Source organism: Porphyrobacter sp. YT40 (assembly GCF_006542605.1).
Classification (GTDB): Bacteria; Pseudomonadota; Alphaproteobacteria; order Sphingomonadales; family Sphingomonadaceae; genus Erythrobacter.
Genome location: NZ_CP041222.1, coordinates 2,039,954 through 2,064,928 on the forward strand (window position 1 = coordinate 2,039,954; position 24,975 = coordinate 2,064,928).

Genomic DNA, 24,975 nt, shown 5'->3' on the forward strand with positions numbered 1-24,975 from the left:
TCTCGCCTCCAGCGGCCAACCGGCCAGCGGAGGCACTCAGCCCGGACGGGGCGATGCATGAAAATTCGGGCTGAACTGGGGCTGTGTTGCTTGCAACGCGGCCTCGCCATGCACCTTGCGGATGGTCTGCAGGGTGCCTCTGTTGAGGAGTAACTGACGATGCGCACCGGCGTTATCGCAAAGAAAGTCGGGATGACCCGCCTCTTCCAGGAGGACGGACGGCACGTGCCTGTGACCGTTCTCGCGCTGGAAGATTGCCAGGTGGTTTCGCACCGCACCGCTGACCGCGATGGCTACTTCGCCGTCCAGCTCGGCGCGGGCGAGGCCAAGCAGAAGAACGTTGCCAAGCCGCAGCGTGAGCATTTCGCCAAGGCTGATGTCGGCCTGAAGAAGCGCGTCGCCGAATTCCGGGTCGAGAGCGAAGACGCGCTCGTTCCCGTGGGTGCGACCATCAGTGCAGAGCACTTCATCGCCGGTCAGATGGTCGACATCACCGGCCACACCCAGGGTAAGGGCTTTGCCGGCGCCATGAAGCGCTGGGGCTTCGGCGGTATGCGCGCCACCCACGGTGTTTCGATCTCGCACCGTGCCCACGGTTCGACGGGTAACCGTCAGGATCCGGGCCGCGTGTTCAAGGGCAAGAAGATGGCCGGCCACATGGGCGACCGTCAGCGCACCCAGCAGAACCTCGAAATCGTCCGCACCGATGCCGAGCGCGGTCTTCTCTTCGTCAAGGGCTCGGTTCCGGGCGCGAAGAATGGCTGGCTGCTCGTGCGCGACGCGGTGAAGCTGCCGCTTCCCGAAGGCGTGCCGTTCCCCGGCGCGGTGCTCGACAAGAAGGCCCCGCAGGCTGACGAGACCCCCTCGGTGGTCGACGCCGCGGCCGAAGAAGCCACTGTGACCGAAGCTGTCGAAACCGACGCTGCGGCCACCGAAGAAAACAAGGAAGGCTGAGCCATGAAGATCAAGGTTCAGAAAATCGACGGCGGCAAGGCCTCGGGCGATATCGAACTGTCGGACGACGTGTTCGGCATCGAGCCGCGCGCCGACATCCTCCACCGCGTGGTGACCTGGCAGCTCGAGAACCGCCGCGGCACCGCCCGCCCGACGCGTGAGCGTTCGGACGTGGCCCGCACCGGCAAGAAGTTCGGCAAGCAGAAGGGTGGCGGCACCGCCCGTCACGGCGACCGCGCAGCCCCGATCTTCATCGGCGGCGGCAAGGCCCACGGTGCGCGCAAGCGTGACTTCGAGCAGTCGCTCAACAAGAAGGTCCGCGCGCTCGGCCTCAAGATGGCGCTTTCGAGCAAGGCCAAGGACGGGCTCGTCGTGGTCGACAGCCTCGAACTCGCCGAAGCCAAGACCAAGGCTCTGAAGGGCCACCTCGCCAAGGCTGGTTTCGCCGGCAAGATCCTGGTGATCGACGGCGAGCAGGTCGATGCGGGCTTCAAGAAGGCTGCCGGCAACCTGCCGGGCGTCAACGTGCTCCCCGCGATCGGCGCCAATGTCTACGACATCCTCAACCACGACACGCTGGTGCTGACCAAGGCCGCTGTCGAAAAGCTGGAGGCGCGCTTCAATGGCTAAGAAGCAGACTGTCGATGCGCGTCACTACGACGTGATCATCGCGCCGCACATCACGGAAAAGTCGACCCTCGCGTCGGAACACAACGCCGTGGTCTTCAAGGTTGCGGGTTCCGCGACCAAGCCGCAGATCAAGGAAGCGATCGAGGCGATCTACGACAAGAAGGTCGTCGCCGTGAACACCCTGGTCCAGAAGGGCAAGACCAAGCGCTGGAAGGGCAAGGCCTATCAGCGCTCCGACGTGAAGAAGGCCATCGTAACCCTCGCCGAGGGTGAGATGATCGACATCACCAGCGGTATCTGAGGCCAAGGGACAGGAAACGAACAATGGCACTCAAGAACTACAAGCCGACCAGTCCCGCCCGTCGCGGCCTGATTCTGGTCGACAAGTCGGCGCTCTACAAGGGCAAGCCGGTGAAGGCGCTGACCGAAGGGAAGCGCAAGACCGGTGGCCGCAACAACAAGGGCCATGTCACCTCGCGTGGCATCGCCGGTGGTCACAAGCAGAAGTACCGCTACATCGACTTCAAGCGTCGCAAGTGGGACATGCCGGCGACCGTCGAGCGTCTGGAATATGACCCGAACCGCACCGCCTTCATCGCGCTTGTGAAGTACGAAGACGGCGAGCAGGCCTACATCATCGCTCCGCAGCGTCTGGCTGTCGGCGATTCTGTGGTGGCCGGCGAAAAGGTCGACACCAAGCCCGGCAACGCCATGCTGCTCGGCCAGATGCCGGTCGGCACGATCTGCCACAATGTCGAGATGAAGCCGGGCAAGGGCGGTCAGATCGCCCGTTCGGCCGGCACCTATGTGCAGGTCGTCGGTCGTGACCGCGCGATGGTCATCGTTCGCCTGAATTCGGGCGAGCAGCGTTACCTGCGTGCCGATTGCATGGGTACGGTTGGCGCGGTGTCGAACCCCGACAACCAGAACCAGAATTTCGGCAAGGCCGGCCGCACCCGCTGGATGGGCAAGCGTCCGCTGACCCGCGGCGTTGCGAAGAACCCGGTCGATCACCCGCACGGCGGTGGTGAAGGCCGGACCTCCGGTGGTCGCCATCCGGTGACCCCGTGGGGCAAGCCGACCAAGGGTGCCCGCACGCGCCACAACAAGCAGACGGACAAGATGATCATCCGTTCGCGTCACGCGAAGAAGAAGAGGTAAGAGACGATGGCACGTTCCGTCTGGAAAGGTCCGTTTGTCGAGCTGAGCCTGCTCAAGAAGGCAGAAACGGCGCAGGAAACCACGAATGCCAAGCCGATCAAGACCTGGTCGCGGCGTTCGACGATCCTGCCGCAGTTCGTCGGGCTCACCTTCAATGTCTACAACGGGCACAAGTTCATTCCCGTTTCGGTTTCGGAAGAAATGGTCGGCCACAAGCTCGGTGAATTTGCGCCCACGCGCACCTTCCCCGGTCACGCTGCCGACAAGAAGGGCAAGCGCTAATGGGCAAGGCAAAAGCACCCCGCCGCGTGGGCGATAACGAGGCGCTGGCCGTCGGCACCACGATCCGTGGTTCGGCGCAGAAGCTGAACCTCGTGGCCGCCCTGATCCGTGGCAAGAAGGCCGAGGAAGCTCTGAATATCCTCGCCTTCTCGAAGCGGGCGATGGCGCGCGATGCGAGCAAGGTGCTCGCCTCGGCAATCGCCAACGCCGAGAACAACCACAATCTCGATGTCGACGCGCTTGTCGTGGCGGAAGCCTCGGTCGGCAAGTCGGTGACGATGAAGCGGTTCCACACCCGCGGTCGCGGCAAGTCGACCCGGATCCTGAAGCCGTTCTCGCGTCTGCGGATCGTCGTTCGCGAAGCAGAGGAGGCGTAAGATGGGCCAGAAGAGCAATCCGATCGGTCTGCGCCTGCAGATCAACCGCACTTGGGACAGCCGCTGGTACGCCGAAGGGCGTGACTATGCGCAGCTGCTCAAAGAAGACGTGATGATCCGCAAGTACATCATGAAGAACCTGCCGCAGGCGGCGGTTTCGAAGGTGGTGATCGAGCGTCCGGCCAAGCTGTGCCGCGTGTCGATCTATGCGGCGCGTCCCGGTGTGATCATCGGCAAGAAAGGCGCGGACATCGAAAAGCTGCGCTCGAAGCTGGCGACGATGACCGACAGCGACGTCAAGCTGAACATCGTCGAGATCCGCAAGCCCGAAATCGACGCCAAGCTCGTCGCGCAGGGCATCGCCGATCAGCTGGTGCGCCGCGTGGCGTTCCGCCGGGCGATGAAGCGTGCGGTGCAGTCGGCGCTGCGTCTGGGTGCCGAAGGCATCAAGATCGTGTGCGGCGGCCGTCTCGGCGGGGCGGAAATCGCCCGGGTCGAATGGTACCGCGAAGGTCGCGTGCCGCTTCATACCCTGCGTGCGAACATCGATTACGCCGAGACCGAGGCGCTCACCGCCTACGGGATCATCGGGATCAAGGTGTGGATCTTCAAGGGCGAGATCCTCGCCCATGATCCCACCGCGCAGGACCGCCTGATGATGGAAGCCCAGACTTCCGGCGTCCGTCCGGCTCGCTGAGGTAGATAGCCATGTTGCAACCGAAAAAAACCAAGTTCCGCAAGCAGTTCAAGGGCCGGATCAAGGGCGAAGCCAAGGGTGGCACCACCCTCAACTTCGGCTCCTACGGCCTGAAGGCTCTGGAACCCGAGCGCGTCACCGCCCGCCAGATCGAAGCGGCCCGTCGTGCGATCACCCGTCACATCAAGCGTCAGGGTCGTCTCTGGATCCGCGTGTTCCCCGATGTGCCCGTGTCGAAGAAGCCTGCCGAAGTCCGTCAGGGTAAGGGCAAGGGTTCGGTCGAATACTGGGCAGCCAAGGTGAAGCCGGGCCGCATCCTGTTCGAACTCGACGGCGTCGCCGGCCCGCTGGCCGCCGAAGCGTTCGAGCGCGCAGCGATGAAGCTGCCGATCAAGACCAAGGTTGTCGCCCGTCTGGGTGACACCAGCCACCTGGGAGGCGAATAATGGCCGATATCGCGGACCTTCGCACCAAGACCGATGATCAGCTGACCGCCGAGCTCACCGAGCTCAAGCGCGAGCAGTACAATCTGCGGTTCCAGGCTGCGACCAACCAGCTCGAAGCCCCCTCGCGCATCCGTCAGGTGCGCCGGGCCATCGCGCAGATCAAGACGCTGCAAACCGAGCGCGCGGCGAAAGCCGCCGCCGCGAAGGCGTAAGGAGTAGCACAATGCCCAAGCGTATCCTCGTCGGGACTGTGACCTCCGACAAGACCGACAAGACCGTGACCGTGCTGGTCGAACGCAAGGTGAAGCACCCGCTCTACGGGAAGATCATCCGTCGTTCGAAGAAGTATCACGCGCACGACGAGACAAACGAATACACCGTGGGTGACGTGGTGCGGATCGAAGAGACCCGCCCGATGTCCAAGACCAAGACCTGGATCGTCAAGGACCGGGTCGTGGCAGGCGGCGTGCAGGCGGTGGAAGCCGACCTCGACGTGGCCGAAGCGGGTAACTGAGCAACAGACGTAAACGGAACTGCCAGGCCCCGGTCGGATCGGGCGTCCCGGTAAGCCAGTGAGAAGGAAGACGGATCAATGATCCAGATGCAATCCAATCTCGACGTCGCGGACAACAGCGGCGCCAAGCGCGTCCAGTGCATCAAGGTGCTGGGCGGGTCGAAGCGTCGTACCGCGGGCGTCGGCGACGTGATCGTCGTCTCCATCAAGGAGGCGCAGCCGCGCACCAAGGTCAAGAAGGGCGACGTTCACCGCGCGGTGATCGTGCGCACCCGCAAGGACGTGCGTCGTCCGGATGGCACCGTCATCCGCTTCGACAGCAATGCCGCGGTGCTCGTGAACAAGAACGAGGAGCCGATCGGCACCCGTATCTTTGGCCCCGTGGTGCGCGAACTGCGCGGCAAGGGCTTCATGAAGATCATCTCGCTCGCGCCGGAGGTGCTGTGATGGCTGCCGCCAAGATCAAGAAGGGTGACAGCGTCGTCGTGCTGTCGGGCAAGGACAAGGGTCGCACCGGTACGGTCGCCCAGGTCATGCCGAAGGACGGCAAGGTCGTTGTCGAGGGCGTCAATGTCGTCGCCCGTCACCGCAAGCCCAGCCAGACCAACCCCCAGGGTGGCATCGATCGCTTCGCCGCGCCGATGCACATCTCCAAGGTTGCGCTCGCTGATCCCAAGACCGGCAAGGCCACCCGCGTCCGCTTCGAAGTGAAGGACGGCAAGAAGGTGCGCGTCGCCGTCAAGAGTGGGGAGACCATCGATGGCTGATTATACCGCCCGTCTGAAGGCCAAGTACGACAACGAGATCGTCAAGGCCATGACCGAGAAGTTCGGTTACAAGAACCGGATGGAAGTCCCCAAGCTCGAAAAGATCACGCTGAACATGGGCGTGGGCGAAGCGAGCCAGGACAAGAAGAAGGTCCAGACCGCCGCCGAGGAAATGGCGCTGATCGCCGGCCAGAAGCCGGTCATCACCATCGCCAAGAAGTCGATCGCGCAGTTCAAGCTGCGTGAAGGCATGCCGATCGGCTGCAAGGTGACCCTGCGCCGCGAACGCATGTACGAATTTCTCGACCGTCTGGTGACCGTGGCCATGCCGCGCATCCGTGACTTCCGCGGGCTGAACGCCAAGTCGTTCGACGGCCGCGGCAACTACGCGATGGGGCTGAAGGAACAGATCGTGTTCCCCGAAATCAGCTACGACCGGATCGAGAAGGTGCGTGGGATGGACATCATCGTCACCACCACCGCCAAGACCGACGAAGAGGCGCGCGAGCTGCTGCGCCTGTTCGGCTTCCCCTTCGCGGGCGAGGCCAAGACCGAACAGAAGGAAGCGGCGTGAGCCGCTTCCCCCAAAAGACACTAGGCAAGAGAGCTTAAGTCCATGGCGAAACTGAGTTCCATCAACAAGAATGAGCGTCGCAAGAAGCTCGTCAAGCAGTACGCTGCGAAGTACGAGAAGCTGAAGGCGATCGCTAACGACGAATCCCTCGACGAAACGGAGCGCCTGGTCGCCCGTCTCAAGATGGCTGAGCTTCCGCGCAACGCGAACCCGACCCGGGTGCGCAACCGTTGCGCCACCACCGGCCGCCCGCGCGGCTATTACCGCAAGTTCGGCATCAACCGTATCGAACTGCGTCAACTCGGCAACAGCGGGATGATTCCCGGTCTGACCAAGTCGAGCTGGTGAGGACTGACAGATGGCTATGACCGATCCTCTGGGTGACATGCTCACCCGCATCCGCAACGGCCAGCGCGCCAAGAAGGACTCCGTCCTGACCCCGGCGAGCAACCTGCGTGCAAGCGTTCTCGAAGTGCTTCAGCGTGAAGGCTACATCCGTGGCTTCAGCGAAGACAATTCGGGCAAGCACAAGGCGCTGCGGATCGAACTGAAGTATTTCGAAGGCGAGCCCGCGATCAAGCACGTGGCCCGCGTCTCCAAGCCGGGTCGCCGGATCTACTCGGGTTCCAAGGAACTGCCGACGGTCCGCAATGGTCTCGGCATCACCATCGTCTCGACGCCGCGCGGCGTGCTCTCGGATGCCGAAGCGCGCACGCACAACGTCGGCGGCGAAGTGCTGGCGGAGGTGTTCTGATGAGCCGCATCGGTAAAAAGCCGGTTGCGATCCCCGGCGGCGTGACCGCCACGATCGACAACGGCACGATCAGCGTGAAGGGCCCCAAGGGCACCCTCACCATGGGCCTGTCCGACCTCATCGACTACAAGGTCGAAGAGGGCGCGATCTCGGTCAAGCCGGCAAACGACAGCAAGCAGGCACGTGCCTTCTGGGGCATGCAGCGCACGCTGGTGTCGAACCTGGTCGAAGGTGTCAGCAACGGCTTCACCAAGATCCTCGACATCAAGGGCGTCGGCTACCGTGCCAACGCGCAGGGCCGCAATCTGAAGCTGCAGCTCGGCTACAGCCACGATGTCGACCTGCCGGTTCCCGAAGGTCTCGAAGTGAAGACCCCGGATCAGACCACGATCGAGATTTCCGGCACCGACAAGCAGGCCGTGGGCCAGTTTGCCGCCGAAATCCGTCGCTGGCGCAAGCCCGAGCCCTACAAGGGCAAGGGTATCGCCTATCGCGGCGAGTATATCTTCCGCAAGGAAGGGAAGAAGAGGTAACATGGCAAAGCTATCCCTGTTCGAACGGCGCCGTCGCCGCGTTCGCACCGCGCTGCGCGCGCGTGCCGGTGGCAAGCCCCGTCTGTCGGTGCACCGCACCGGTCGCCACATCTACGCCCAGATCATCGATGACGCCGCCGGCAAGACCGTCGCGGCGGCCTCGACCCTCGGCGCCAAGGCGAGCGGTGCGAATGTCGATGCCGCTGCCGAAGTTGGCAAGCAGATTGCCGAAGCCGCGAAGAAGGCGGGCGTGACGACTGTCGTGTTCGATCGCGGCGGGTTCCTGTTCCATGGCCGCGTCAAGGCGCTGGCCGATGCCGCCCGCGAAGGCGGGCTGGAGTTCTGATTATGGCTGACGAGAACACCAACGAAGTGCCCGAAGTGGCGCAGACTCCGTCGGAAGCGGCAGAGAACCAGTCGCCCGCGCAGGCCGATGACGGCAACGCCCGTCGTGGCCGAGGCCGTGGCGGCAACCGCGAAGGCGGTGACCGCGGTCGCGGTCGGGGCGGTCGTGACGATCGTCGCGGCGGCAAGCAGGAAGAAGATGACGGCATCATCGAAAAGCTGGTGCACATCAACCGCGTCTCCAAGACCGTGAAGGGCGGCAAGCGCTTCGGCTTTGCGGCGCTCGTGGTTGTCGGTGACGGCCAGGGCCGCGTCGGCTTCGGCCACGGCAAGGCCCGCGAAGTGCCCGAAGCGATCACCAAGGCGACCGCCTCGGCCCGCAAGAAGATGATCCGCGTTCCGCTCAAGGAAGGCCGCACCCTGCACCACGACGGCAATGGCCGTTTCGGCGCGGGCAAGGTGACCCTGCGCACCGCGCCTCCGGGGACCGGCATCATCGCCGGTGGTCCGATGCGCGCCGTGTTCGAGAGCCTCGGCGTTGCCGACGTGGTGACCAAGTCGGTCGGCACCTCGAACCCCTACAACATGATCCGCGCCACCTTCGACGCGCTGACTGAGCAGACTTCGCCGAAGTCGGTGGCTCAGCGTCGCGGCAAGAAGGTTGCCGACCTGCTCGGTCGGGGCGGAGCCAGTGCAGCCGAGGCGGAAGCCGATGCTGCCGCGATCGCGGAGTAACCGATAATGGCTACCATCAAGATCAAGCAGATCGGCTCGCCGATCCGTCGCCAGGAAAGTCAGCGCAAGATCCTTATCGGTCTTGGGCTCAACAAGATGCACAAGATCGTCGAGCGTCAGGACACTCCTGAGGTGCGCGGCGCGATCGCCAAGATCCCGCATCTGGTCCAGGTGATCGACTAATCAACCCGGTCAGCCCCGCTCCGGCGGGGCTTTCCATCTCTCAGCGCGACAAAAGCGAAAGCGAGTGCACGATATGAAACTGAATGACATCCGCGACAATGCCGGTGCCCGCAAGGGCCGCATCCGCGTCGGCCGTGGTATCGGCTCGGGCAAGGGCAAGACCTCGGCTCGCGGTCAGAAGGGCCAGAAGGCCCGTTCCGGCGTTGCCATCAAGGGCTTCGAAGGCGGCCAGATGCCGCTCCACATGCGCCTTCCGAAGCGCGGCTTCAACAACCCGTTCGGCAAGGACTATGCCGAGGTGAACGTGGGCATGATCCAGAAGTTCATCGACGCGGGCAAGCTCGACGCGAAGGCCACCATCACCGAGGAAGCCCTGCGTGAAGCGGGTCTGGTGCGCGGCGGCAAGGATGGCGTGCGTCTGCTCGGCAAGGGTGAGATCACCGCCAAGGCAACCTTCGCCGTGACCGGCGCCACCAAGGGCGCAATCGCTGCGGTCGAAAAGGCCGGCGGCAAGGTGGAAGTGGCTCCCGAGCCGACCCCCGAACACGAGAAGAAGCTCGCCCGTCGCGACGCCAACAAGGCGGCAAAGGCGAAGTAATCGACAAAAGGTGTGGCGCGGGGGTTCGACAAGAGCCCCCGCGCTCCCTATTTACGCTCTCGCGCGCCGCACCGCCCTCTGGCGTCAGGCCGGGGCAGGGCGGTCCCCCCAGCGGGGCAAGCGCGCAAAGTTTGGTTCGCCGGGCGGCCGACAGGCAGCCCCCACGGGCGGATCAGGAGCTAGGATCGACAGAACGACATGGCATCACGCGCCGACAATATCGCGAGCAACCTCAGCTTCGGCAATTTCGCCAAGGCGACCGAGCTCAAGCAGCGTATCTGGTTCACCATCGGTGCGCTGATCGTGTTCCGCTTCCTCAGCTTCGTGCCGCTGCCCGGGGTCAACCCGCAGGTGCTGGCCGAGCTCTATGATCGCACCGCAAGCGGCGGCGTGCTCGACATGTTCAACGCCTTTTCGGGCGGCAGCCTCGAACGCATGAGCCTGATCGCGCTCGGCGTGATGCCCTATATCACCGCCTCGATCGTGGTGCAGATGGCCTCGGCGCTGCACCCTGCGCTGGCCGCGCTGAAGAAGGAAGGCGCGAGCGGACGGCAGAAGCTCAACCAGTACACCCGCTACGGCACGGTGCTGCTGTGCATCATTCAGGGCTACGCGATTGCGGTCGGCCTTGAGGCATTGTCGGGCCAGAGCGGCCTGCAGGCGGTGGTCAATCCTGGTTACATGTTCCGGATCGTCGCGGTCATCAACCTCGTCGGCGGCACCATGTTCCTGCTGTGGCTGGGCGAACAGATCACAAGTCGCGGGATCGGCAACGGAGTGTCGCTGATCATCATGGCCGGTATCGTCGCGGCCTTCCCGGGCTTCTTCACCAACCTGTTCGAAGGTGGCCGCACCGGCGACATTTCGAGCTTCATCATCGTCGGCTTCCTGGTGATGATGGTGGCGCTGATCCTGCTGATCTCCTTCATGGAGCGCGCCCAGCGCCGCCTGACGATCCAGTATCCCAAGCGCGCAACGCAGCGCGGGATGATGCAGGCCGAGCGGTCCTACCTGCCGCTCAAGATCAACACCGCGGGCGTGATCCCGCCGATCTTCGCCAGCTCGCTGCTGCTGCTGCCGCTGACGATCACGCAGTTCGCCGGGACGTCGATCAGCACCGACAGCAGCGCCTTCACCGTGCTCCAGACGCTCAACCAGTATCTGGCGCATGGTCAGCCGATCTACATGGCGCTCTATGCGATCGGGATCATCTTCTTCTGCTTCTTCTACACCGCGGTCGTGTTCAATCCGGAAGAGACGGCGGACAACCTGAAGAAGAACGGCGGCTCGATCCCTGGCATCCGTCCGGGCAAGCGCACTGCGGATTATCTCGAATATGTCCTCACCCGCATCACCGTGGTCGGCGCGCTTTACCTGACGCTGGTCTGCGTGCTGCCCGAATACATGATCGCGCAGACGGGCCTCCCGCTGGTGCTCGGCGGCACGAGCCTGCTGATCGTGGTGAACGTCACGGTCGACACCATCAGCCAGATCCAGTCGCACCTGCTGGCGCTGCAATATGGCGATCTCATCAAGAAGGCCAAGCTCAAGGGGCGGATGCGCTGATATCCGACGATAGTCGGCTTGACGCGCTGCCCCGCTTGGTCGAACCCGTAAGTCTGTAAGAACGCGCCCGGCGCTGACCGGCGGCGATATTGGGGGACGGTTCGTGAACATCATTCTTCTTGGCCCTCCCGGTGCCGGCAAGGGCACGCAGAGTGCCGGGCTGGTGGAGCGGCACGGAATGCGCCAGCTCTCCACCGGCGACATGCTGCGCGCCGCGGTCAAGGCCGGGACTCCGGTGGGGCTCAAGGCCAAGGCGGTGATGGAACGCGGCGAACTGGTCTCTGACGAAATCGTCTCCGACCTGATCGATGCCGAACTTGCGGCCATGGGATCTGCGACCGGCGCGATCTTCGATGGCTATCCGCGTACGGCGGCGCAGGCGGAATCGCTCGACGCGATCCTTGCGAAGAACGGCCGCGTGCTGGATCACGTGATCGAGCTCGAAGTGAACGAGGATGCGCTGGTGGAGCGGATCACCGGGCGCTTTTCCTGTGCCAATTGCGGCGCGTTGTATCACGACACCGCCAATCCCCCCGCGACGCCGGGCGTGTGCGACGTGTGCGGCAGCACCGAATTCAAGCGCCGACCTGACGATACGGAAGAGACCGTGCGCACCCGGATGCAGGAATACCGCGCCAAGACCGCACCGATCCTGCCCGGCTATGAAGCGCGCGGGATCGTGACCCGCGTCGATGGCATGGCGCCGATCGAAACGGTCGCGGGCCAGATCGACGCGATTCTCGCCAGCTGATCGGGGCAAGTGACGGGGCGCTGCCTTGTGCGCGCCGCGCTTTTGCCGCAGCGTGGCGCTTGCCGACCCGCAGGAGAGTCCGTGTCATGAAGCCCGCCTTCCCCGCCGCTGCCGCGCTCGCCGCCCTGCTTGCGAGCGCGCCTGTGTCTGCCGAGATCACCGGCACCACCGACGACAGCTTCGTCTCGCGCCATGAAGTCGTGGTCGAGGCGAGCCCCAAGGAGGTTTGGCTGGCGCTGATCTCCCCGGCGGATTGGTGGCGCTCGGAGCACACCTGGTCGGGCGATTCGAAGAACCTCAGCCTCATGCCGACTGCGGGCGGGTGCTTTTGCGAAACCATCCCCGAGGTCGACGAGCCGGGGCGCTTCACGCTCGAAGGCAGTGTCGAGCATATGCGGGTGGTTCAGGCCTATCCCGAAACCGCTCTGCGGATGGTCGGCGCGCTTGGCCCGCTCCAGAGCGAACCGGTGACGGGGGTGCTGACGATCGCGATCAGCAAGACGCCCAAGGGCACGAAGATCGTGTGGGAGTACAATGTCGGCGGCCCGATGCGCTACGAGCTGCCGGTGATCTCCAAGGCGGTGGACGGGGTGATGGGCGCGCAGCTGGAGGCGCTGGCCAAACCGCTCAAGGTTGTGCCGATGCCGAAGCCGTCCGCAACGCCTGCGCCTGCGCCAGCACCGGCCGCAGCGACGCCTGCGCCCGCAACCGGCGCGCCGGGCGGGGCTGCGACGAAGCCGGCTACCATTCCGGCTCCGGCTCCGGCAACAGGCAAGGCCCCCGCGCCTGCGCCGGCGGCCAAGCCTGCTCCCAAAGTGGAGCCGACATCGGAACCCAAGCCCGCAGCGAAGACTCCTTCGGTTGCCGAAACCTTCGGCGATCTCGGGAAACCACCCAGGCGCTGAGGCGAAGCGCGAATGGCCCGATTGGGCGGGACGCCCCGCCACAGGCGGTTGACGGGCCGAGCGAATCGGCCTATGCGCGCGGCTCATTCGACATGCTCGAACAGAGTTCGGCAGGCATCGCCTAGCGCGTGCCGACCGGACTTTTTGCCGTTTATGCATCTGCCAAAGCAGGGCACCCGCGGCAGGCGGACATGGGATGGAATGAAGCGTTGAGATAGGGGCGGCCTCTCAAAAGGCCTCAAGTCCCTGTGGAGCATGGAGAAATAAGTGGCTCGTATTGCCGGGGTCAATATCCCCACCAACAAGCGCGTGATCATCGCGCTGACCTATATTCACGGTATCGGTCGTACCACCGCCGTCCAGATCGCTGACAAGCTTGGCATCGCGCACAGCGCGCGCGTTCAGGACCTTTCCGACGAGGAAATCCTGCGCGTCCGTGAAGCCATCGATGCCGAATTCACCGTGGAAGGCGACCTGCGTCGCCAGACCGCGATGAACATCAAGCGTCTGATGGACCTGCGCGCCTATCGCGGTCTGCGTCACCGTAGCGGCCTGCCCGTTCGCGGACAGCGTACCCACACCAACGCCCGTACCCGCAAGGGCAAGGCCAAGCCCATCGCGGGCAAGAAGAAGTAAGCGAGCGGGGTATCCCCCTTTGCACGCTTTTTCCTTCTGAAGAGCTAGAGGAATATAGAAAATGGCACGCGAACCAGGCCGTATTCGGCGCCGTGACAAGAAGAACATCACCAGCGGCGTTGCGCACATCAATGCCAGCTTCAACAACACCATGATTACCATCACCGACGCGCAGGGCAATGCCATTTCGTGGTCGTCCGCGGGCATGATGGGCTTCAAGGGCAGCCGCAAGTCGACCCCGTATGCTGCGCAGGTCGCGGCCGACGATGCGGGCAAGAAGGCCGCCGAACACGGCGTGCGCACGCTCGAAGTCGAAGTGAAGGGCCCGGGTTCGGGCCGTGAAAGCGCGCTGCGGGGTCTTGCAGCCGTCGGTTTCAACATTACCTCGATCCGCGACGTTACGCCGATCCCGCACAACGGCGTGCGTCCCTCCAAGCGTCGCCGCGTCTGATCCGCCGGGATGGCGGAGGTGCGTGTCGCCTCCGCCGCCCGATCGGGTCTGATGCCGCGTCGCCCATGCGCATCCGGCCCGCCCAAATTTGAACCGCCCACAAGGCGAATTAGGGGAAATCCATGTCCGTCAACACCAAGAACTGGCAGGAACTCAAGAAACCCAACTCCCTCGAAATCAAGGATGGCGGCGATCGTCAGCGCAAGGCGACCTTCGTGGCCGAACCGCTCGAGCGGGGCTTCGGCCTGACGCTCGGCAACGCGCTGCGCCGGGTGCTGCTGTCGAGCCTTCAGGGCGCGGCGATCACCTCGATCAAGATCGAGAACGTGCTGCACGAATTCTCGTCGCTCGCCGGCGTGCGTGAAGATGTCACCGACATCGTCCTCAACGTCAAGCAGATCGCGCTCAAGATGGAAGGCGAGGGCCCCAAGCGGCTCCAGCTTTCGGCCACCGGCCCGGGCGCGGTCAAGGCAGGTGACATTGCCGTCACCGGCGACATCGAAGTGATGAACAAGGATCTGGTGATCTGCCAGCTCGATGAAGGCGCGACGCTCAACATGGAGCTCACCGCCGATACGGGCAAGGGCTACTCGCCTGCCGTTCAGAACCGTCCGGCCGATGCGCCGATCGGGCTGATCCCGGTCGATTCGCTCTACTCGCCCGTCCGTCAGGTGAGCTACAAGGTCGAGAACGCCCGCGTCGGGCAGGAACTCGATTATGACAAGCTCTCGCTGACCGTCGAGACCGATGGCACCGTCACCCCGGAAGACGCGGTCGCTTATGCTGCGCGCATCCTCCAGGACCAGCTGACGCTGTTCGTCCACTTCGAGGACGGCATCCCGCAGCCGGTCGGCCAGATGATCGGCCACGCCGTGCAGCCGGAAGAAAGCGACGCCAACCAGCTCAACCGCTACCTTCTCAAGAAGGTGGACGAGCTTGAATTGTCGGTGCGTTCGGCCAACTGCCTCAAGAACGACAACATCATCTACATCGGCGATCTGGTCCAGAAGACCGAAGCCGAGATGCTGCGCACGCCGAACTTCGGCCGCAAGTCCCTGAACGAGATCAAGGAAGTGCTCTCGAGCATGGGCCTGCGTCTGGGCATGGACATCCCGGGCTGGCCGCCCGAGAACATCGAAGAGATGGCCAAGAAGCTCGAGCAGGAGCTTTTGGGCTAAGCCCAAAAGCAGCCGCCTGAGGCAACCGCAGGTTGCCGACGGACGGCGGCCTGCCGGCCAGCGAGTCAAGCTCGTCTGACGACACGGGATTTACTCCCGTGTCGGCCGGCCAAAGAGATGGGCGAAGGTGGCGGCCCGGACAGTCACCGGCACTGGGGTACCTGAAACGGCCCCTTTTCGAACGGAGTAAAGAATATGCGTCATGGTATTTCGGGCCGCAAGCTGGGCCGCAAGACGGGTCACCGCAACGCCTTGTTCCGCAACATGGCCGCCGCGCTGATCAAGCACGAGCAGATCACCACCACTCTGCCCAAGGCCAAGGAACTGCGCCCCTATGTCGAAAAGCTGATCACGCTGGCCAAGCGTGGCGGCCTGTCGAACCGTCGTCTCGCCATGAGCCGTTTGGGTGATGAAGCGCAGCTCAAGAAGCTCTTCGAAGTCCTCGCCGAGCGTTATGCCGATCGTGACGGCGGCTACACCCGCGTGCTGCGCGCCGGTGTGCGTGCAGGCGACGCGGTGCAGATGGCGATCATCGAATTCGTCGACCGCGACGAAGACGCCAAGGGCCAGGATTCGGGCCCGGTGCAGACCGAAGAAGATTACGAAGACGCCTAAGGCGCTTTGCATCACAAGATCCGAAAGGGCCGGGGGCAGCGATGCCTTCCGGCCCTTTCCTTTTGCGCAATGCGCCGTAAAGTTCCGCGCATGATCCGCTCCACGCTCGCAGCGACAGCGCTGCTTTTCGCCGCTTCGCCTGTCCTCGCCCAGAGCCAGCAGGAGGTGCTCGACGCCCGCTACGACCGCGCGCTGGCGGCGGGTTACAAGGCGCTGATGCTGTGCGGCGCCATCGCCCATGCCGAGGCGAACGGCACCTCGCGCACGCCCGAGAGTGTCGAGGCTTGGGAGCTGACCGGCATCCAGGAACCGCAGGCCGCGATCATCGCCGACCTTCCCTATACTATCGTACGCCGTCCAACCGGGCAGATCGCCCATGTCGCGGTCGACTGGGCGGAAGGCATGCCGCCGCGGCTCGCGGCCTATTATGGCGCGGACACCGGCTGCTCGGTGCTGCCAATCGGCGCGCCCGAAGCGGCGACCAATGCCGATCAGCCCGTGCCACGTCCCGCGCCGCCGCCACAGCCGGTGCGCGGCACGGTGATCGCGAAGGCGGGACAGGGCAGCGCCGCGCAGGGCAGACCCGCGCCGGAAGTTCCTGCGGTCGGAAAGGTGCAGAAAGCTGCGCTCGCCGGAAGCTATGGCGAGGGCAGCCGCACCACTGCCGTGCTGGTCAGTCGCCCCTCGGCCAATGGCGGGCGGCGCAGCTCGGCCTTTTTCGCGCCCGGCTTCGACGCAAAAACCCCACAGCGCACCTGGTCGGTCGCCAAGAGCCTTGCCGCGACGCTGGTCGGCGCGGCGGTGCAGGCGGGTGAGGCGAATGTCGCGGACCCCATCGGTCTCAACTACTGGCGCGCAGGTGGGGCGAGCGATCCGCGCGGTGCGATCACGCTCGACCATGCGCTGCGGATGGCCACCGGGCGCTATTCCGATACGCCGGGCAACCGCACCGATGCGCTCTATTTCGGCGGATCGACCGTGGACGAGACCGGGCTGAACTGGCCGGTGCTGCATCCGCCGGGCACGGTGTTCCGCTATGCCAACAACGATACGCTGTTGGCGATCAAGGCGATCGGCCAGTGGCTTACCTTCTATCCGCCGCAGGAATTTTTCGCGAAGCTGGGAATGGCGCACACCGTCGCCGAAACCGACATTCGCGGCGAATATGTACTGTCCTCGCAGGTATGGAGCACCGCGCAGGATCTGGCGCGCTTGGGCGAGCTCTACTTGAACGACGGCAAACTCCCCTCCGGCGAGCGCGTGCTGCCCGAGGGCTGGGTGCAATATGTTACCGTCCCCAGCGGCCCGCAGCCCGAAGGGCCTTTCGGCTACGGCGCGGGGTTCTGGCTGATGAACCGCTCCGAAGGCGTGCCGCCCGATACCTTCGCCGCCTTTGGAAACCGCGGGCAATATGTGGTGATCGTGCCCTCCCGGCAGGTCGTGATCGTGCGCCGGGGCGAGGATCCGGTGGGCTCGCGGTTCGATATCGCTGCCTTCACCCGCGACGTGCTGGCGGCGCTCCCGCCGGAGTGAGGCAAGACGGCCTGTTCATCCAGAAGCCTTAAAAGCTGAACGCTTCCTGTCACGCCAATTCAGGCAAGCCTCACCCCGAATCGCGCAAAACATCCTCGACACCCCGGGCAATTCCGCCAGCGGTGCCAAGCGAGGAATGTTTCGATGACCACCATGACCAACCGGCTGGCCTCCGGCAAATCGGCCCGGCTTGTCCTCGGCGCGGTCGCTGCCACTGCGCTGACCGCCGCTTCTGTTACCCCGGCGATGGCGCGCGATCGCGATCGCGACGGGATCGGCGCGGGCGAGATCATCGCGGGCGCCGTGGTGATCGGTGGCCTCGCCGCGCTCGCCGGAGCCTTCGATGGCGACCGCGACCGTGACCGCTGGGATCGTCGCGATTACCGGGGCGACCGCTGGGATCGCGGCGGGCGCTATGGCTACGGCATCAACCCGCGCACCGCTGTGGATCGCTGCGTGCGTGCCGCCGAGAACCAGGCGCGGCGCTTCGGTGGCTATCGCTATGCCGATGTGATCGACGTGCGCGACATCGACCGCACCCGTAACGGCTATCGGGTCAAGGGCCGGATCGACGTTGGCGGCGGCTGGAACCGTCGCGGGAGCGATCGCGGCAACTTCACCTGCCACCTCGATGGTCGCGGCGCGCCGCTGATCGATTTCAGCGGGGTTCGCGGACTGCGCTAATCGATCCGTCCTGTCCGTGCGCCGTGCTTTGTCCTCCTTTGGGCCGGTGCACGACACCTTGCCGCCTTGCTGCCCCTCGGGGTCGGCAGGGCGGCTTCGTACTGACGTTCAGCCCAGCGCAAGCCTTGCACGGTTAAGCCCTGTCTACCGTTGAGCGTGTGGTGGGCGCTCGTGACACGCAACAGGAGAGAGCACCCATGGCTCTGACAATTCGTGCGGCCGCGATGGCGGGCGCATTCGGCCTCACCACCGCTTTGGCTGCCCCGGCGACGGCTGCCACCCCGACCACTGCTAGCAACACCCCCCCGGTGCAGGCACTCTCGAGCTTCGATTTCAGCCGCTACGACGCCGCGGGCGATGTTGCCGACTGGCGCCGCTGCCGCTGGAATTGCGGCTGGGGCCGACCCGGCTGGCGGCGCAACCGCGTCGATGCAGGCGACGTGCTGATCGGCGCGGCGATCATCGGCGGTGTGGCGGCGATCCTCAGCTCCGAAAACCGCCGTCGCCGAGACCGCGACGTGGTGATCGTCGAGCGTGACCGCGACATCCGCGACCGTGACTGGCAGCGCGACGACGCCCCGCGCTATCGCGACGACCGCCGGGCTGCTCCGCGCGGCACGGGTGCTTCGGGCCTCGATAATGCCGTCAACATCTGCCTCGACCGGATCGAGCGCGATGTGCGCGTCGACACGGTCGAGAACGTCACCCGCACCGGCGCGGGCTGGCAGGTGAGCGGGGTGCTGTTCAACGGTGCGCCGTTCCAGTGCCGGATCGGCAATGGCGGCCAGATCGACGCGATCGATTACGGCGATGGCTCCCGCGGTATCGGTTTTTCGGACGCGCCTGCCTACCGCGACGCGGCCCCGGCTGCGGGCCAGTGGGATGACAGCCGCTATGCCTCCGCCCGCGCGTCTGTGGGCGGCACGGTGCGGCCTGATATCGCGGTCAGCGAAGCCGACATGAGCGCCCCGGTGGACATCCCGCGCACTGCGGCAAGCACCGTCCCGACCAGCGCTTTGCCCGCCTATCCCGGCGGTCCGGTTCCGGGCGAGACCATCCCCGAGACCGCCGACGGCGATTTGTAAGGCGCGGGCGGGGAGGGGGTGTCAGGCCTCCTCCCGCCCCTCGCCGTAGATCGGCAGGCCCCACTCCCAGCGGATCGCGGCGCTGCGCAGCGCGAAGCCGCAGGCGAAGGCCAGGCTCCAGGCGAGGCCATCGGGCAGCCCCAGCGCGCGCGCAGCGAAGACGCCGCCCACCGTCATGACCGAGCTCAGCGCGGCGGGGGTGACGTAGAGTTCGGGGCTCATGATGATCGAGGGGCGACCCGCTACGACATCGCGGATGATCCCGCCCACGCAGCCGGTGATCACCCCCATCAGCGCGGCAGGCACGGGCGGGATCCCGTAGGCGACTGCCTTGGCGCTCCCCAGCACCGCGTAAGCGGCGAGCCCCGCGCCGTCGGCATAGGCAAAGCCCTTGCCCTCCCACCAGTGCACCGGGGTGAACCACGCGATCAGCGCGGTGCCGAGGCACACGGCGGCGACCCATGCATCTGTGATCCAGAACACCGGCGCGCCGATCAGCAGGTCGCGCACCGTGCCTCCGCCCACGCCCGTCACCAGCGCAAAGAAGCCCATCGTCACGAAGGTCTGCCTCAGCCGCGCCGCCAGCACCGCGCCCGACAGCGCGAACAGCGCGATCCCGGCGATATCGAGCCAGTCGAGGATCGGGGTGAGAACCGTCGGGTTCATAGGACGGGGCGGGCCTTGCGGCGGCGGAACATCAGCACGCAGCCGATCAGCGCCCCCGCCAGCGAGAGGGCGGCGAAAATGATCAGCACCGGGTGACTGGTATCCTCGCGTTCGGAGAGGTCCATGATGTGCAGGCCCCACGCCAGGTCGAAGGCGCGCCACCAGCGGGTGCGCACCGCTTCGATATTGCCCGTGTCGCGCCCGACATAGACATTGGTCCCGTCCGCCAGCGCCACCTGCCACACGGCGAGCGGGCGGCGGAAATCGAAGGGTGTGCGGTCGGCAGGGAACAGCGTCACCCGATCAACCCTGTCGCCGCCGACAATCCGCTTGGCCACCAGCGCGCGGGCCGCCGCGGCATCAAGCGCGGGCAGGGGCGTGCCGGTCGCGAAGTCCACCCGCCGCACTGCGCCGTCGAGCGCCGTCAGCACCGCAACCGCGCGGCCATCCTGCATGGTGACGTGCATCTCGGCGAGATCGGCCTCGGGGCCCGCGAGCGCGCTGCCGGGGATCGCGAGCGCCTGCGGCGGGGCCTTGCGGCGCAGATGCTCGCCGCGCACCTCCTCGATCGGGCGGGAGACCATGAACAGCCCGGTGGCGAGCCACATGGCAATCGGCACCCCGACCAGCCAGCCAAGCCAGATGTGCCACTTGGCGAGCCTGTGCATCAGGGGCGTGCGCGTGTTCAGTCGAGCCATGCTGCGGCCATGACGAAGCGGGCTCAGCCGTGCAAGAGCTTCCCGATCGCTTCGGCTGCGGCGATGCAATCGAGATCGCGCCAGCGCGGCCCGATCACCTGCATCCCGCAGGGCAGCTCCGCGCCGAGATAGGTGCCCGCGCCGATCGGCAGCACGGTCGAGGGCAGGCCGGGGAAGGTCGCCATGCCCGACCACACTAGCCCGCTGCCGCCCGGTTCCTCCACCCCGTTGATCGAAAGCGTCCCGCGAAACACCGCCGCATCGCTGTGCGGCACGGCGAGCACCGGCGCGGGCGGGGCGAGCACGAAGTCGTATTCGGCAAACAGCGCCTCCCATTCGGCCATGCAGGCGGCCTGCGCGTCCATCAGATCGAACCAGTCGGTCGCCGAGGCGCGCTTGCCGTCGGGCGCGGGGGCGCCGCGTGCCATGGTGATGTTCATCATCCTGACATAGCTGCGATAATGGCGCGCCTGATCGGGCAGCAGCGGGCTCGCGCGGTCGATCCGCACGCCTGCGCGGGTGAGGGTTTCGAGCGCCGCCTCGGTAGGCTCCAGCACGCTCGCGTCGACCGGCCCGCCCGGCAGATCGGTGATCGCCAGCAGGCGGCATTCCGTAAGCGGCTTGGGGCGGCGGCGCAGCGGCACTTCGGCGCCGACCTCGACCAGCACGGCGAGATCGGGGGCGTTCCTCGCCAGCGGCCCGGCAATGCTGAGCGGGCTGTCGGTGGCGGCGACGAAGCCCTCCTGCCGCGAGATGCCGGGGTAATCATGGCCATGCTTGGGGACGAGACCCCACGTGGTCTTGTGTCCCCAAACGCCGCAGAAATGGGCGGGCACGCGCACCGATCCGCCGATGTCGGTGCCGTAGTCGCAGGGCACGATCCCCGCCGCCACCGCCGCCGCGCTTCCGCCCGAGGAGCCGCCGGGCGAGCGCTCGTGATTATGCGGATTGCGGGTGCGGCCATAGACCGGGTTGAAGCTCTGCCAATCGGTCAGGTCGACCGGAACATTGGTCTTGCCGATGATGATCGCACCGGCCGCCTTCAGCCGCCGCACCAGCGCCGCATCCCTCGGGGCGATGTCGTCCTTGAACTGCGGGTGGCCGAAGGTGGTGGGCAGGCCCGCCACGTCGAAGCTTTCCTTGATCGTCATCGGCACGCCGAACAGCGGCTGATCGAGCCGCCTAGGGGCCGCGTCCATCGCCTTGGCAGTTTCGCACGCGCGCTCGAAATCGGTGACGGCGAGCGCGTCGATCTCGCCATCCAGCCGCCCGGCGCGGGTGATCGCCGCATCGACCGCTTCGGTAACGCTGATCTTGCGCGTGCGGATCGCCAGCGCCGTCGCCAGTGCCCCGGCTTTGTCGGTCAATTGCGGATATGCCATGCGAACTCCCCCGGGTCTCTGTGCCCGAGGGTCTAGAGGCCTGCGCCGTGCAGCAAAAGCCTGCGGCGTCAGTTAACTGTTCAATTCAGCCGCCGCAGCCGCGCCTTCACGCGCGCGGTCATGTCGACCGGCATGTAGAGCCCCGCGCCATGGGCGGTGATCGTCCCGGTCCGCACCTCGTCGATGGTGATCGAATATTGCGTGTGACGGCTTTCGCGCGCCGCCAGCGCCCGGTCGATCTTTTCGCGCAATTCGCGGAAATCCTTCTCGAAACTCTGCGCCAGCGCATCGGTGATGGTGCTCTGAAACTCGGGTGAATTGGCGAGCGCGAAGAGGAAGCTCTCGCCGACCAGATCGGTCGATCCGCTGACCCGCACGTCGGCAAAGCGCACCATGCGCGAATCGGGCTCGGTGACGGGCCGGGCGGTGAGCCAAATCGTGCCCTTCGCGGCCTCGACCACCGGAAGATCGGACGAAGCGCTGAATTTGCCGCCCACGGCAATCCGCCCGTCGCCGGTGCCGTAGACGGTGATGTCGGAAAAGCCCGCCGTGACCGATCCGTATTCGTCGATCGCGAAGGGCCGCCGCGACCGCTTGGCCAGCGCCTGCGCGATTTCGGGCTCGAGCACGTCGTAATCGGCGATCACCGGCACGTGAAAGCGAGAGACCTTCGCTGCCTTGTCGCGCGCGGCGAGCGGGGGGAGGGGCGAGGGCTCGGCAGGCTCGGGCTTCATGCCGACAAAGCTTTCCATCAGCGCATCGAGCCCGAGGCTCAGCACCAGTTCGCGCCCGGCCACCTGATAGCCGCCGAAGCGGAATTGCTGCGGCGTGATCCGGCCCCAGACTTCGGGATTGCGTTCGTTGAGGATGAAGACCTTGTGCGCCTTCTCCCAGCCTTCCGCAGCAGTCTGGCGCACCGGCAGCTTGGCGAGTTCGCGCGCGACGATCCGTTCGACATCGCGCTTGACGGGGCGCAGCTCGCGATCGGCCTCGGAGGTGAAGGTGATGCGCTGGCCGGCGAAGTCGATCCCCGGTTCGCGCGTCCAGCGGTAGTCGAGGCGGGTGTCGCTCACAAGCCGCCAGTCGCGATTGAGATCGAGCCGCAGCGACAGCGTGACATCGGCGGTGCCGGTCGCGGTCTCGCCCTTGAAAATGCCCGCGACATCGCGCGCCGCGATGGTGCCGGTGACGGGCAGCGTGACCCGCAGCACCTCGCCCGATCCGCTCAGCCGCAACCGGCCGCGGGTGGCCTTGCCGGTGATGTCGCACTTGATCTTGGGCGACTTGACCTTGAACAGTTCGAGATCGATCTTCTTGGGCGCGATGCATTCGGTATCGGGCCGGTTGATCGTCCACAGCTGCCGCGGCACCTCGCGTTCGAGCGCGCGTTCGAGATCGGCGAGATCGACCCTGAGATCGACCGCGACCTGCGAGGGCTCCTGCGGGAAGACGATGGCATCAGTGGCGCGCGGCGGCGCACCGGCGGCGGGGTCGGCCTCATCCTCGCAACCTGCCAGCAGCAAGGCGGCCACCGCACCAATCCACGCCATGAGGAATTGCCTCAGCGCTCGCATCCGATCGTTCCCCCGTTCCGCGTCGCGACAGCGGACGCGCGCCCATCAGGCTTGCGGGGAGAAATAGCGCAGATTGCGCAATGTTCCGAGCCTCCAGCCGAAGCCGAGGATTGGCGCGGCGCCGTAACCGGTGATGGCCGCGTGGGCAGAGACAGCGCGAGGGTGAGCCGTCGGCGATTGATAGCCTGCGCGCTCACCCCCTGTCGTTTACATGTGGATCGGCTTGCCCGTTACCGCCATTGCCGCTTCCTTGAAGGCTTCGGCGTGGGTTGGGTGCGCGTGGCAGGTGTAGGCGATGTCTTCCGAGGTCGCACCGAATTCCATCGCCTGCGCGGCCTGGGCGATCATCGTGCCGGCGAGGGAGTTGATCATCCAAACGCCGACGACCCGGTCGGTGGCGGCATCGGCGATCACCTTGACGAAGCCGTCGGTGTCGCGGTTGGCCTTGGCGCGGCTGTTGGCCATCATCGGGAACTTGCCGACCTTGACCGCGAGCCCGCGCTCCTTGGCCTGCTCCTCGGTCAGCCCCACGCCCGCGATTTCCGGTGCGGTGTAGACAACGCTGGGGATGACATCGTGGTTCACGATGCCGGTCTGCCCGGCGATGTTCTCGGCCACGGCGATGCCTTCATCTTCGGCCTTGTGCGCGAGCATCGGGCCGGGAACCACGTCGCCGATTGCCCAGATGCCGTCTACCGAAGTGCGGAAATCGTGGTCGATTTCGATCTGGCCGCGGTTGTTGGTGGAAAGGCCCGCCTTTTCGAGCGCCAGCCCTTCGGTGTTGGGACGCCGTCCGATCGCGACCAGCACATGGCTCGCAGCGATGGTCTTGGCCTCGCCGCCGGCTGCGGGCTCGACGGTCAGGTTCACGCCCGTGCCCTCGACTGTGGCGCCGGTGACCTTGTGGCCGAGCATCATCTCCATGCCCTGCTTCTTGAAGATCTTCTGCGCTTCCTTGCGCACTTCGCCGTCCATGCCGGGGAGCAGCTGGTCGAGGAATTCGACCACGGTGACCTTGGCACCCAAGCGACGCCACACCGAGCCCAGTTCCAGCCCGATCACGCCGCCGCCGATCACCACGAGGTGCTCGGGCACTTCATCGAGATCGAGCGCGCCGGTGGAATCGACGATGCGCTTGCCCGCGTTGTCCACGGTCACGCCGGGAAGCGGGGTGACGCTCGAACCGGTGGCGATCACGATGTCCTTGGCGGTGACCTTCTGCCCCGCCACGTCCACGGTATGTGCGTCCTCGAAGGCGGCATGGCCCTTGAGCCAGGTGACCTTGTTCTTCTTGAACAGAAATTCGATCCCGCCGGTCAGTTCGCCCACCGCCTTGGTCTTCTCGGCCATCATCTTGCCGAGATCGAGCGTCGGCGTGGCGGTGATACCCCAGGTGGCGAAGTGGCCGCCCGCGGCTTCCTCGAACAGTTCCGAGCCGTGCAGCAGCGCCTTGGAGGGAATGCACCCGACATTGAGGCAGGTGCCGCCGAGCGTCTCGCGCGATTCAACGCAGGCGGTCTTCAGCCCGAGCTGCGCCGCGCGGATCGCCGCGACATAGCCGCCGGGGCCGGCACCGATGATCAGGACGTCGTAGTCAAATTCCGACATTCTCAACTCCGTTCGCCCTGAGCTTGTCGAAGGGCCGTACTTCACTTGGGGTCCGTCGCTCCAAAAGAAAGAGCAGGGCTTCGACAGGCTCAG

Annotated in this window: 35 protein-coding genes; 30 read left to right on the forward strand and 5 right to left on the reverse strand. The window is 65.6% G+C overall.

Translation table 11 applies throughout. The annotated features are described in order from the left end of the window. Positions 1-159 precede the first annotated feature (159 nt). The 30 genes from rplC (at position 160) to E2E27_RS09630 (ending at position 18,954) form a co-directional block, all read left to right on the forward strand. The gene (gene rplC, locus E2E27_RS09485; protein ID WP_141458708.1) at positions 160-954 is read left to right on the forward strand and encodes a 50S ribosomal protein L3; all 795 of its coding nucleotides are present in this window, start codon (positions 160-162) and stop codon (positions 952-954) included. 3 nt (positions 955-957) lie between these two features. Then, positions 958-1,584 carry a 50S ribosomal protein L4 gene (gene rplD / locus E2E27_RS09490; protein ID WP_141458709.1) on the forward strand — a complete coding sequence of 209 codons (627 nt, stop codon included), beginning with the start codon at positions 958-960 and terminating at the stop codon, positions 1,582-1,584. Continuing rightward, positions 1,577-1,885: a 50S ribosomal protein L23 gene (locus E2E27_RS09495; RefSeq protein ID WP_086609097.1), complete on the forward strand. Its 309-nt coding sequence runs from the start codon at positions 1,577-1,579 to the stop codon at positions 1,883-1,885. Before rplD ends, E2E27_RS09495 begins: the two co-directional genes overlap by 8 nt. Positions 1,886-1,908: 23 nt before the next feature. Beyond that, positions 1,909-2,745 (forward strand): 50S ribosomal protein L2, encoded by an 837-nt coding sequence (rplB, locus tag E2E27_RS09500; protein WP_141458710.1) that lies wholly within the window; start codon positions 1,909-1,911, stop codon positions 2,743-2,745. Between the two features lie 6 nt (positions 2,746-2,751). After that, entirely contained in the window at positions 2,752-3,027 is a 276-nt protein-coding gene (gene rpsS / locus E2E27_RS09505; protein WP_088914647.1) for a 30S ribosomal protein S19, read from the forward strand. Then, complete coding sequence (gene rplV / locus E2E27_RS09510) at positions 3,027-3,404, forward strand: 50S ribosomal protein L22 (RefSeq protein ID WP_072675056.1); 378 nt, start codon at positions 3,027-3,029, stop codon at positions 3,402-3,404. The genes rpsS and rplV overlap by 1 nt, the downstream gene beginning before the upstream one ends. A 1-nt stretch (position 3,405) precedes the next feature. Continuing rightward, complete coding sequence (gene rpsC, locus E2E27_RS09515) at positions 3,406-4,101, forward strand: 30S ribosomal protein S3 (RefSeq protein WP_141458711.1); 696 nt, start codon at positions 3,406-3,408, stop codon at positions 4,099-4,101. Positions 4,102-4,112: 11 nt separating this feature from the next. Next, entirely contained in the window at positions 4,113-4,547 is a 435-nt protein-coding gene (rplP, locus tag E2E27_RS09520) for a 50S ribosomal protein L16 (protein ID WP_086609101.1), read from the forward strand. Beyond that, positions 4,547-4,759 carry a 50S ribosomal protein L29 gene (rpmC, locus tag E2E27_RS09525; RefSeq protein WP_086609102.1) on the forward strand — a complete coding sequence of 71 codons (213 nt, stop codon included), beginning with the start codon at positions 4,547-4,549 and terminating at the stop codon, positions 4,757-4,759. Before rplP ends, rpmC begins: the two co-directional genes overlap by 1 nt. 11 nt (positions 4,760-4,770) lie before the next feature. Beyond that, positions 4,771-5,061, forward strand: coding sequence for a 30S ribosomal protein S17 (gene rpsQ, locus E2E27_RS09530; RefSeq protein ID WP_086609103.1), 291 nt, complete (start codon positions 4,771-4,773; stop codon positions 5,059-5,061). Between the two features lie 78 nt (positions 5,062-5,139). After that, the gene (gene rplN, locus E2E27_RS09535) at positions 5,140-5,508 is read left to right on the forward strand and encodes a 50S ribosomal protein L14 (protein ID WP_068352902.1); all 369 of its coding nucleotides are present in this window, start codon (positions 5,140-5,142) and stop codon (positions 5,506-5,508) included. Then, positions 5,508-5,828 (forward strand): 50S ribosomal protein L24, encoded by a 321-nt coding sequence (gene rplX / locus E2E27_RS09540; RefSeq protein ID WP_141458712.1) that lies wholly within the window; start codon positions 5,508-5,510, stop codon positions 5,826-5,828. Before rplN ends, rplX begins: the two co-directional genes overlap by 1 nt. Then, positions 5,821-6,402, forward strand: a complete 582-nt coding sequence (rplE, locus tag E2E27_RS09545; RefSeq protein WP_141458713.1) for a 50S ribosomal protein L5 — start codon at positions 5,821-5,823, stop codon at positions 6,400-6,402. The genes rplX and rplE overlap by 8 nt, the downstream gene beginning before the upstream one ends. 42 nt (positions 6,403-6,444) lie before the next feature. Then, positions 6,445-6,750, forward strand: coding sequence for a 30S ribosomal protein S14 (gene rpsN, locus E2E27_RS09550; RefSeq protein WP_086609106.1), 306 nt, complete (start codon positions 6,445-6,447; stop codon positions 6,748-6,750). A 10-nt stretch (positions 6,751-6,760) separates the two neighbouring features. Next, positions 6,761-7,156 (forward strand): 30S ribosomal protein S8, encoded by a 396-nt coding sequence (gene rpsH / locus E2E27_RS09555; protein ID WP_086609107.1) that lies wholly within the window; start codon positions 6,761-6,763, stop codon positions 7,154-7,156. After that, the gene (gene rplF / locus E2E27_RS09560; RefSeq protein WP_141458714.1) at positions 7,156-7,689 is read left to right on the forward strand and encodes a 50S ribosomal protein L6; all 534 of its coding nucleotides are present in this window, start codon (positions 7,156-7,158) and stop codon (positions 7,687-7,689) included. Before rpsH ends, rplF begins: the two co-directional genes overlap by 1 nt. A gap of 1 nt (position 7,690) precedes the next feature. Continuing rightward, a complete protein-coding gene (rplR, locus tag E2E27_RS09565; protein WP_141458715.1) occupies positions 7,691-8,035 on the forward strand; it encodes a 50S ribosomal protein L18 in 345 nt (114 codons plus the stop codon). Between the two features lie 2 nt (positions 8,036-8,037). Continuing rightward, the gene (gene rpsE, locus E2E27_RS09570; protein WP_141458716.1) at positions 8,038-8,769 is read left to right on the forward strand and encodes a 30S ribosomal protein S5; all 732 of its coding nucleotides are present in this window, start codon (positions 8,038-8,040) and stop codon (positions 8,767-8,769) included. Between the two features lie 6 nt (positions 8,770-8,775). Next, positions 8,776-8,952, forward strand: coding sequence for a 50S ribosomal protein L30 (gene rpmD / locus E2E27_RS09575; protein ID WP_141458717.1), 177 nt, complete (start codon positions 8,776-8,778; stop codon positions 8,950-8,952). Positions 8,953-9,025: 73 nt separating this feature from the next. Further along, positions 9,026-9,550 carry a 50S ribosomal protein L15 gene (gene rplO, locus E2E27_RS09580; protein WP_141458718.1) on the forward strand — a complete coding sequence of 175 codons (525 nt, stop codon included), beginning with the start codon at positions 9,026-9,028 and terminating at the stop codon, positions 9,548-9,550. Positions 9,551-9,748: 198 nt separating this feature from the next. Further along, positions 9,749-11,116, forward strand: coding sequence for a preprotein translocase subunit SecY (gene secY, locus E2E27_RS09585; RefSeq protein ID WP_141458719.1), 1,368 nt, complete (start codon positions 9,749-9,751; stop codon positions 11,114-11,116). A gap of 103 nt (positions 11,117-11,219) precedes the next feature. Continuing rightward, positions 11,220-11,867: an adenylate kinase gene (locus E2E27_RS09590; protein WP_141458720.1), complete on the forward strand. Its 648-nt coding sequence runs from the start codon at positions 11,220-11,222 to the stop codon at positions 11,865-11,867. Positions 11,868-11,953: 86 nt separating this feature from the next. Continuing rightward, positions 11,954-12,772, forward strand: a complete 819-nt coding sequence (locus E2E27_RS18720; RefSeq protein WP_181443405.1) for an SRPBCC family protein — start codon at positions 11,954-11,956, stop codon at positions 12,770-12,772. 267 nt (positions 12,773-13,039) lie between these two features. Next, a complete protein-coding gene (gene rpsM / locus E2E27_RS09600) occupies positions 13,040-13,408 on the forward strand; it encodes a 30S ribosomal protein S13 (protein WP_086609115.1) in 369 nt (122 codons plus the stop codon). Between the two features lie 61 nt (positions 13,409-13,469). Then, positions 13,470-13,859 (forward strand): 30S ribosomal protein S11, encoded by a 390-nt coding sequence (rpsK, locus tag E2E27_RS09605; RefSeq protein WP_017666383.1) that lies wholly within the window; start codon positions 13,470-13,472, stop codon positions 13,857-13,859. Positions 13,860-13,981: 122 nt separating this feature from the next. Then, a complete protein-coding gene (locus E2E27_RS09610) occupies positions 13,982-15,037 on the forward strand; it encodes a DNA-directed RNA polymerase subunit alpha (RefSeq protein ID WP_017666384.1) in 1,056 nt (351 codons plus the stop codon). A 195-nt stretch (positions 15,038-15,232) separates the two neighbouring features. Then, a complete protein-coding gene (gene rplQ / locus E2E27_RS09615; RefSeq protein WP_141458721.1) occupies positions 15,233-15,652 on the forward strand; it encodes a 50S ribosomal protein L17 in 420 nt (139 codons plus the stop codon). A gap of 90 nt (positions 15,653-15,742) precedes the next feature. Further along, positions 15,743-17,185 carry a serine hydrolase domain-containing protein gene (locus E2E27_RS09620; RefSeq protein WP_141458722.1) on the forward strand — a complete coding sequence of 481 codons (1,443 nt, stop codon included), beginning with the start codon at positions 15,743-15,745 and terminating at the stop codon, positions 17,183-17,185. A gap of 144 nt (positions 17,186-17,329) precedes the next feature. After that, positions 17,330-17,869: a hypothetical protein gene (locus tag E2E27_RS09625; RefSeq protein ID WP_234036007.1), complete on the forward strand. Its 540-nt coding sequence runs from the start codon at positions 17,330-17,332 to the stop codon at positions 17,867-17,869. 197 nt (positions 17,870-18,066) lie between these two features. Then, on the forward strand, positions 18,067-18,954 hold the full coding sequence (locus E2E27_RS09630; RefSeq protein ID WP_141458723.1) for a hypothetical protein: 888 nt from the start codon (positions 18,067-18,069) through the stop codon (positions 18,952-18,954). A 21-nt stretch (positions 18,955-18,975) separates the two neighbouring features. Here E2E27_RS09630 and E2E27_RS09635 read toward each other — a convergent pair whose 3' ends face one another. The 5 genes from E2E27_RS09635 to lpdA all read right to left on the reverse strand — a co-directional run bounded on the left by E2E27_RS09635 (position 18,976) and on the right by lpdA (position 24,882). Next, positions 18,976-19,620, reverse strand: coding sequence for a trimeric intracellular cation channel family protein (locus E2E27_RS09635; RefSeq protein ID WP_141458724.1), 645 nt, complete (start codon positions 19,618-19,620; stop codon positions 18,976-18,978). Then, the gene (locus tag E2E27_RS09640; RefSeq protein ID WP_141458725.1) at positions 19,617-20,318 is read right to left on the reverse strand and encodes a PepSY domain-containing protein; all 702 of its coding nucleotides are present in this window, start codon (positions 20,316-20,318) and stop codon (positions 19,617-19,619) included. Before E2E27_RS09640 ends, E2E27_RS09635 begins: the two co-directional genes overlap by 4 nt. A gap of 23 nt (positions 20,319-20,341) precedes the next feature. Continuing rightward, positions 20,342-21,700 carry an amidase family protein gene (locus E2E27_RS09645; RefSeq protein WP_141458726.1) on the reverse strand — a complete coding sequence of 453 codons (1,359 nt, stop codon included), beginning with the start codon at positions 21,698-21,700 and terminating at the stop codon, positions 20,342-20,344. An 80-nt stretch (positions 21,701-21,780) separates the two neighbouring features. Beyond that, a complete protein-coding gene (locus tag E2E27_RS09650; RefSeq protein ID WP_141458727.1) occupies positions 21,781-23,274 on the reverse strand; it encodes a DUF4403 family protein in 1,494 nt (497 codons plus the stop codon). A gap of 207 nt (positions 23,275-23,481) precedes the next feature. Then, positions 23,482-24,882 (reverse strand): dihydrolipoyl dehydrogenase, encoded by a 1,401-nt coding sequence (gene lpdA / locus E2E27_RS09655; RefSeq protein ID WP_141458728.1) that lies wholly within the window; start codon positions 24,880-24,882, stop codon positions 23,482-23,484. Between the last annotated feature and the right edge of the window lie 93 nt (positions 24,883-24,975).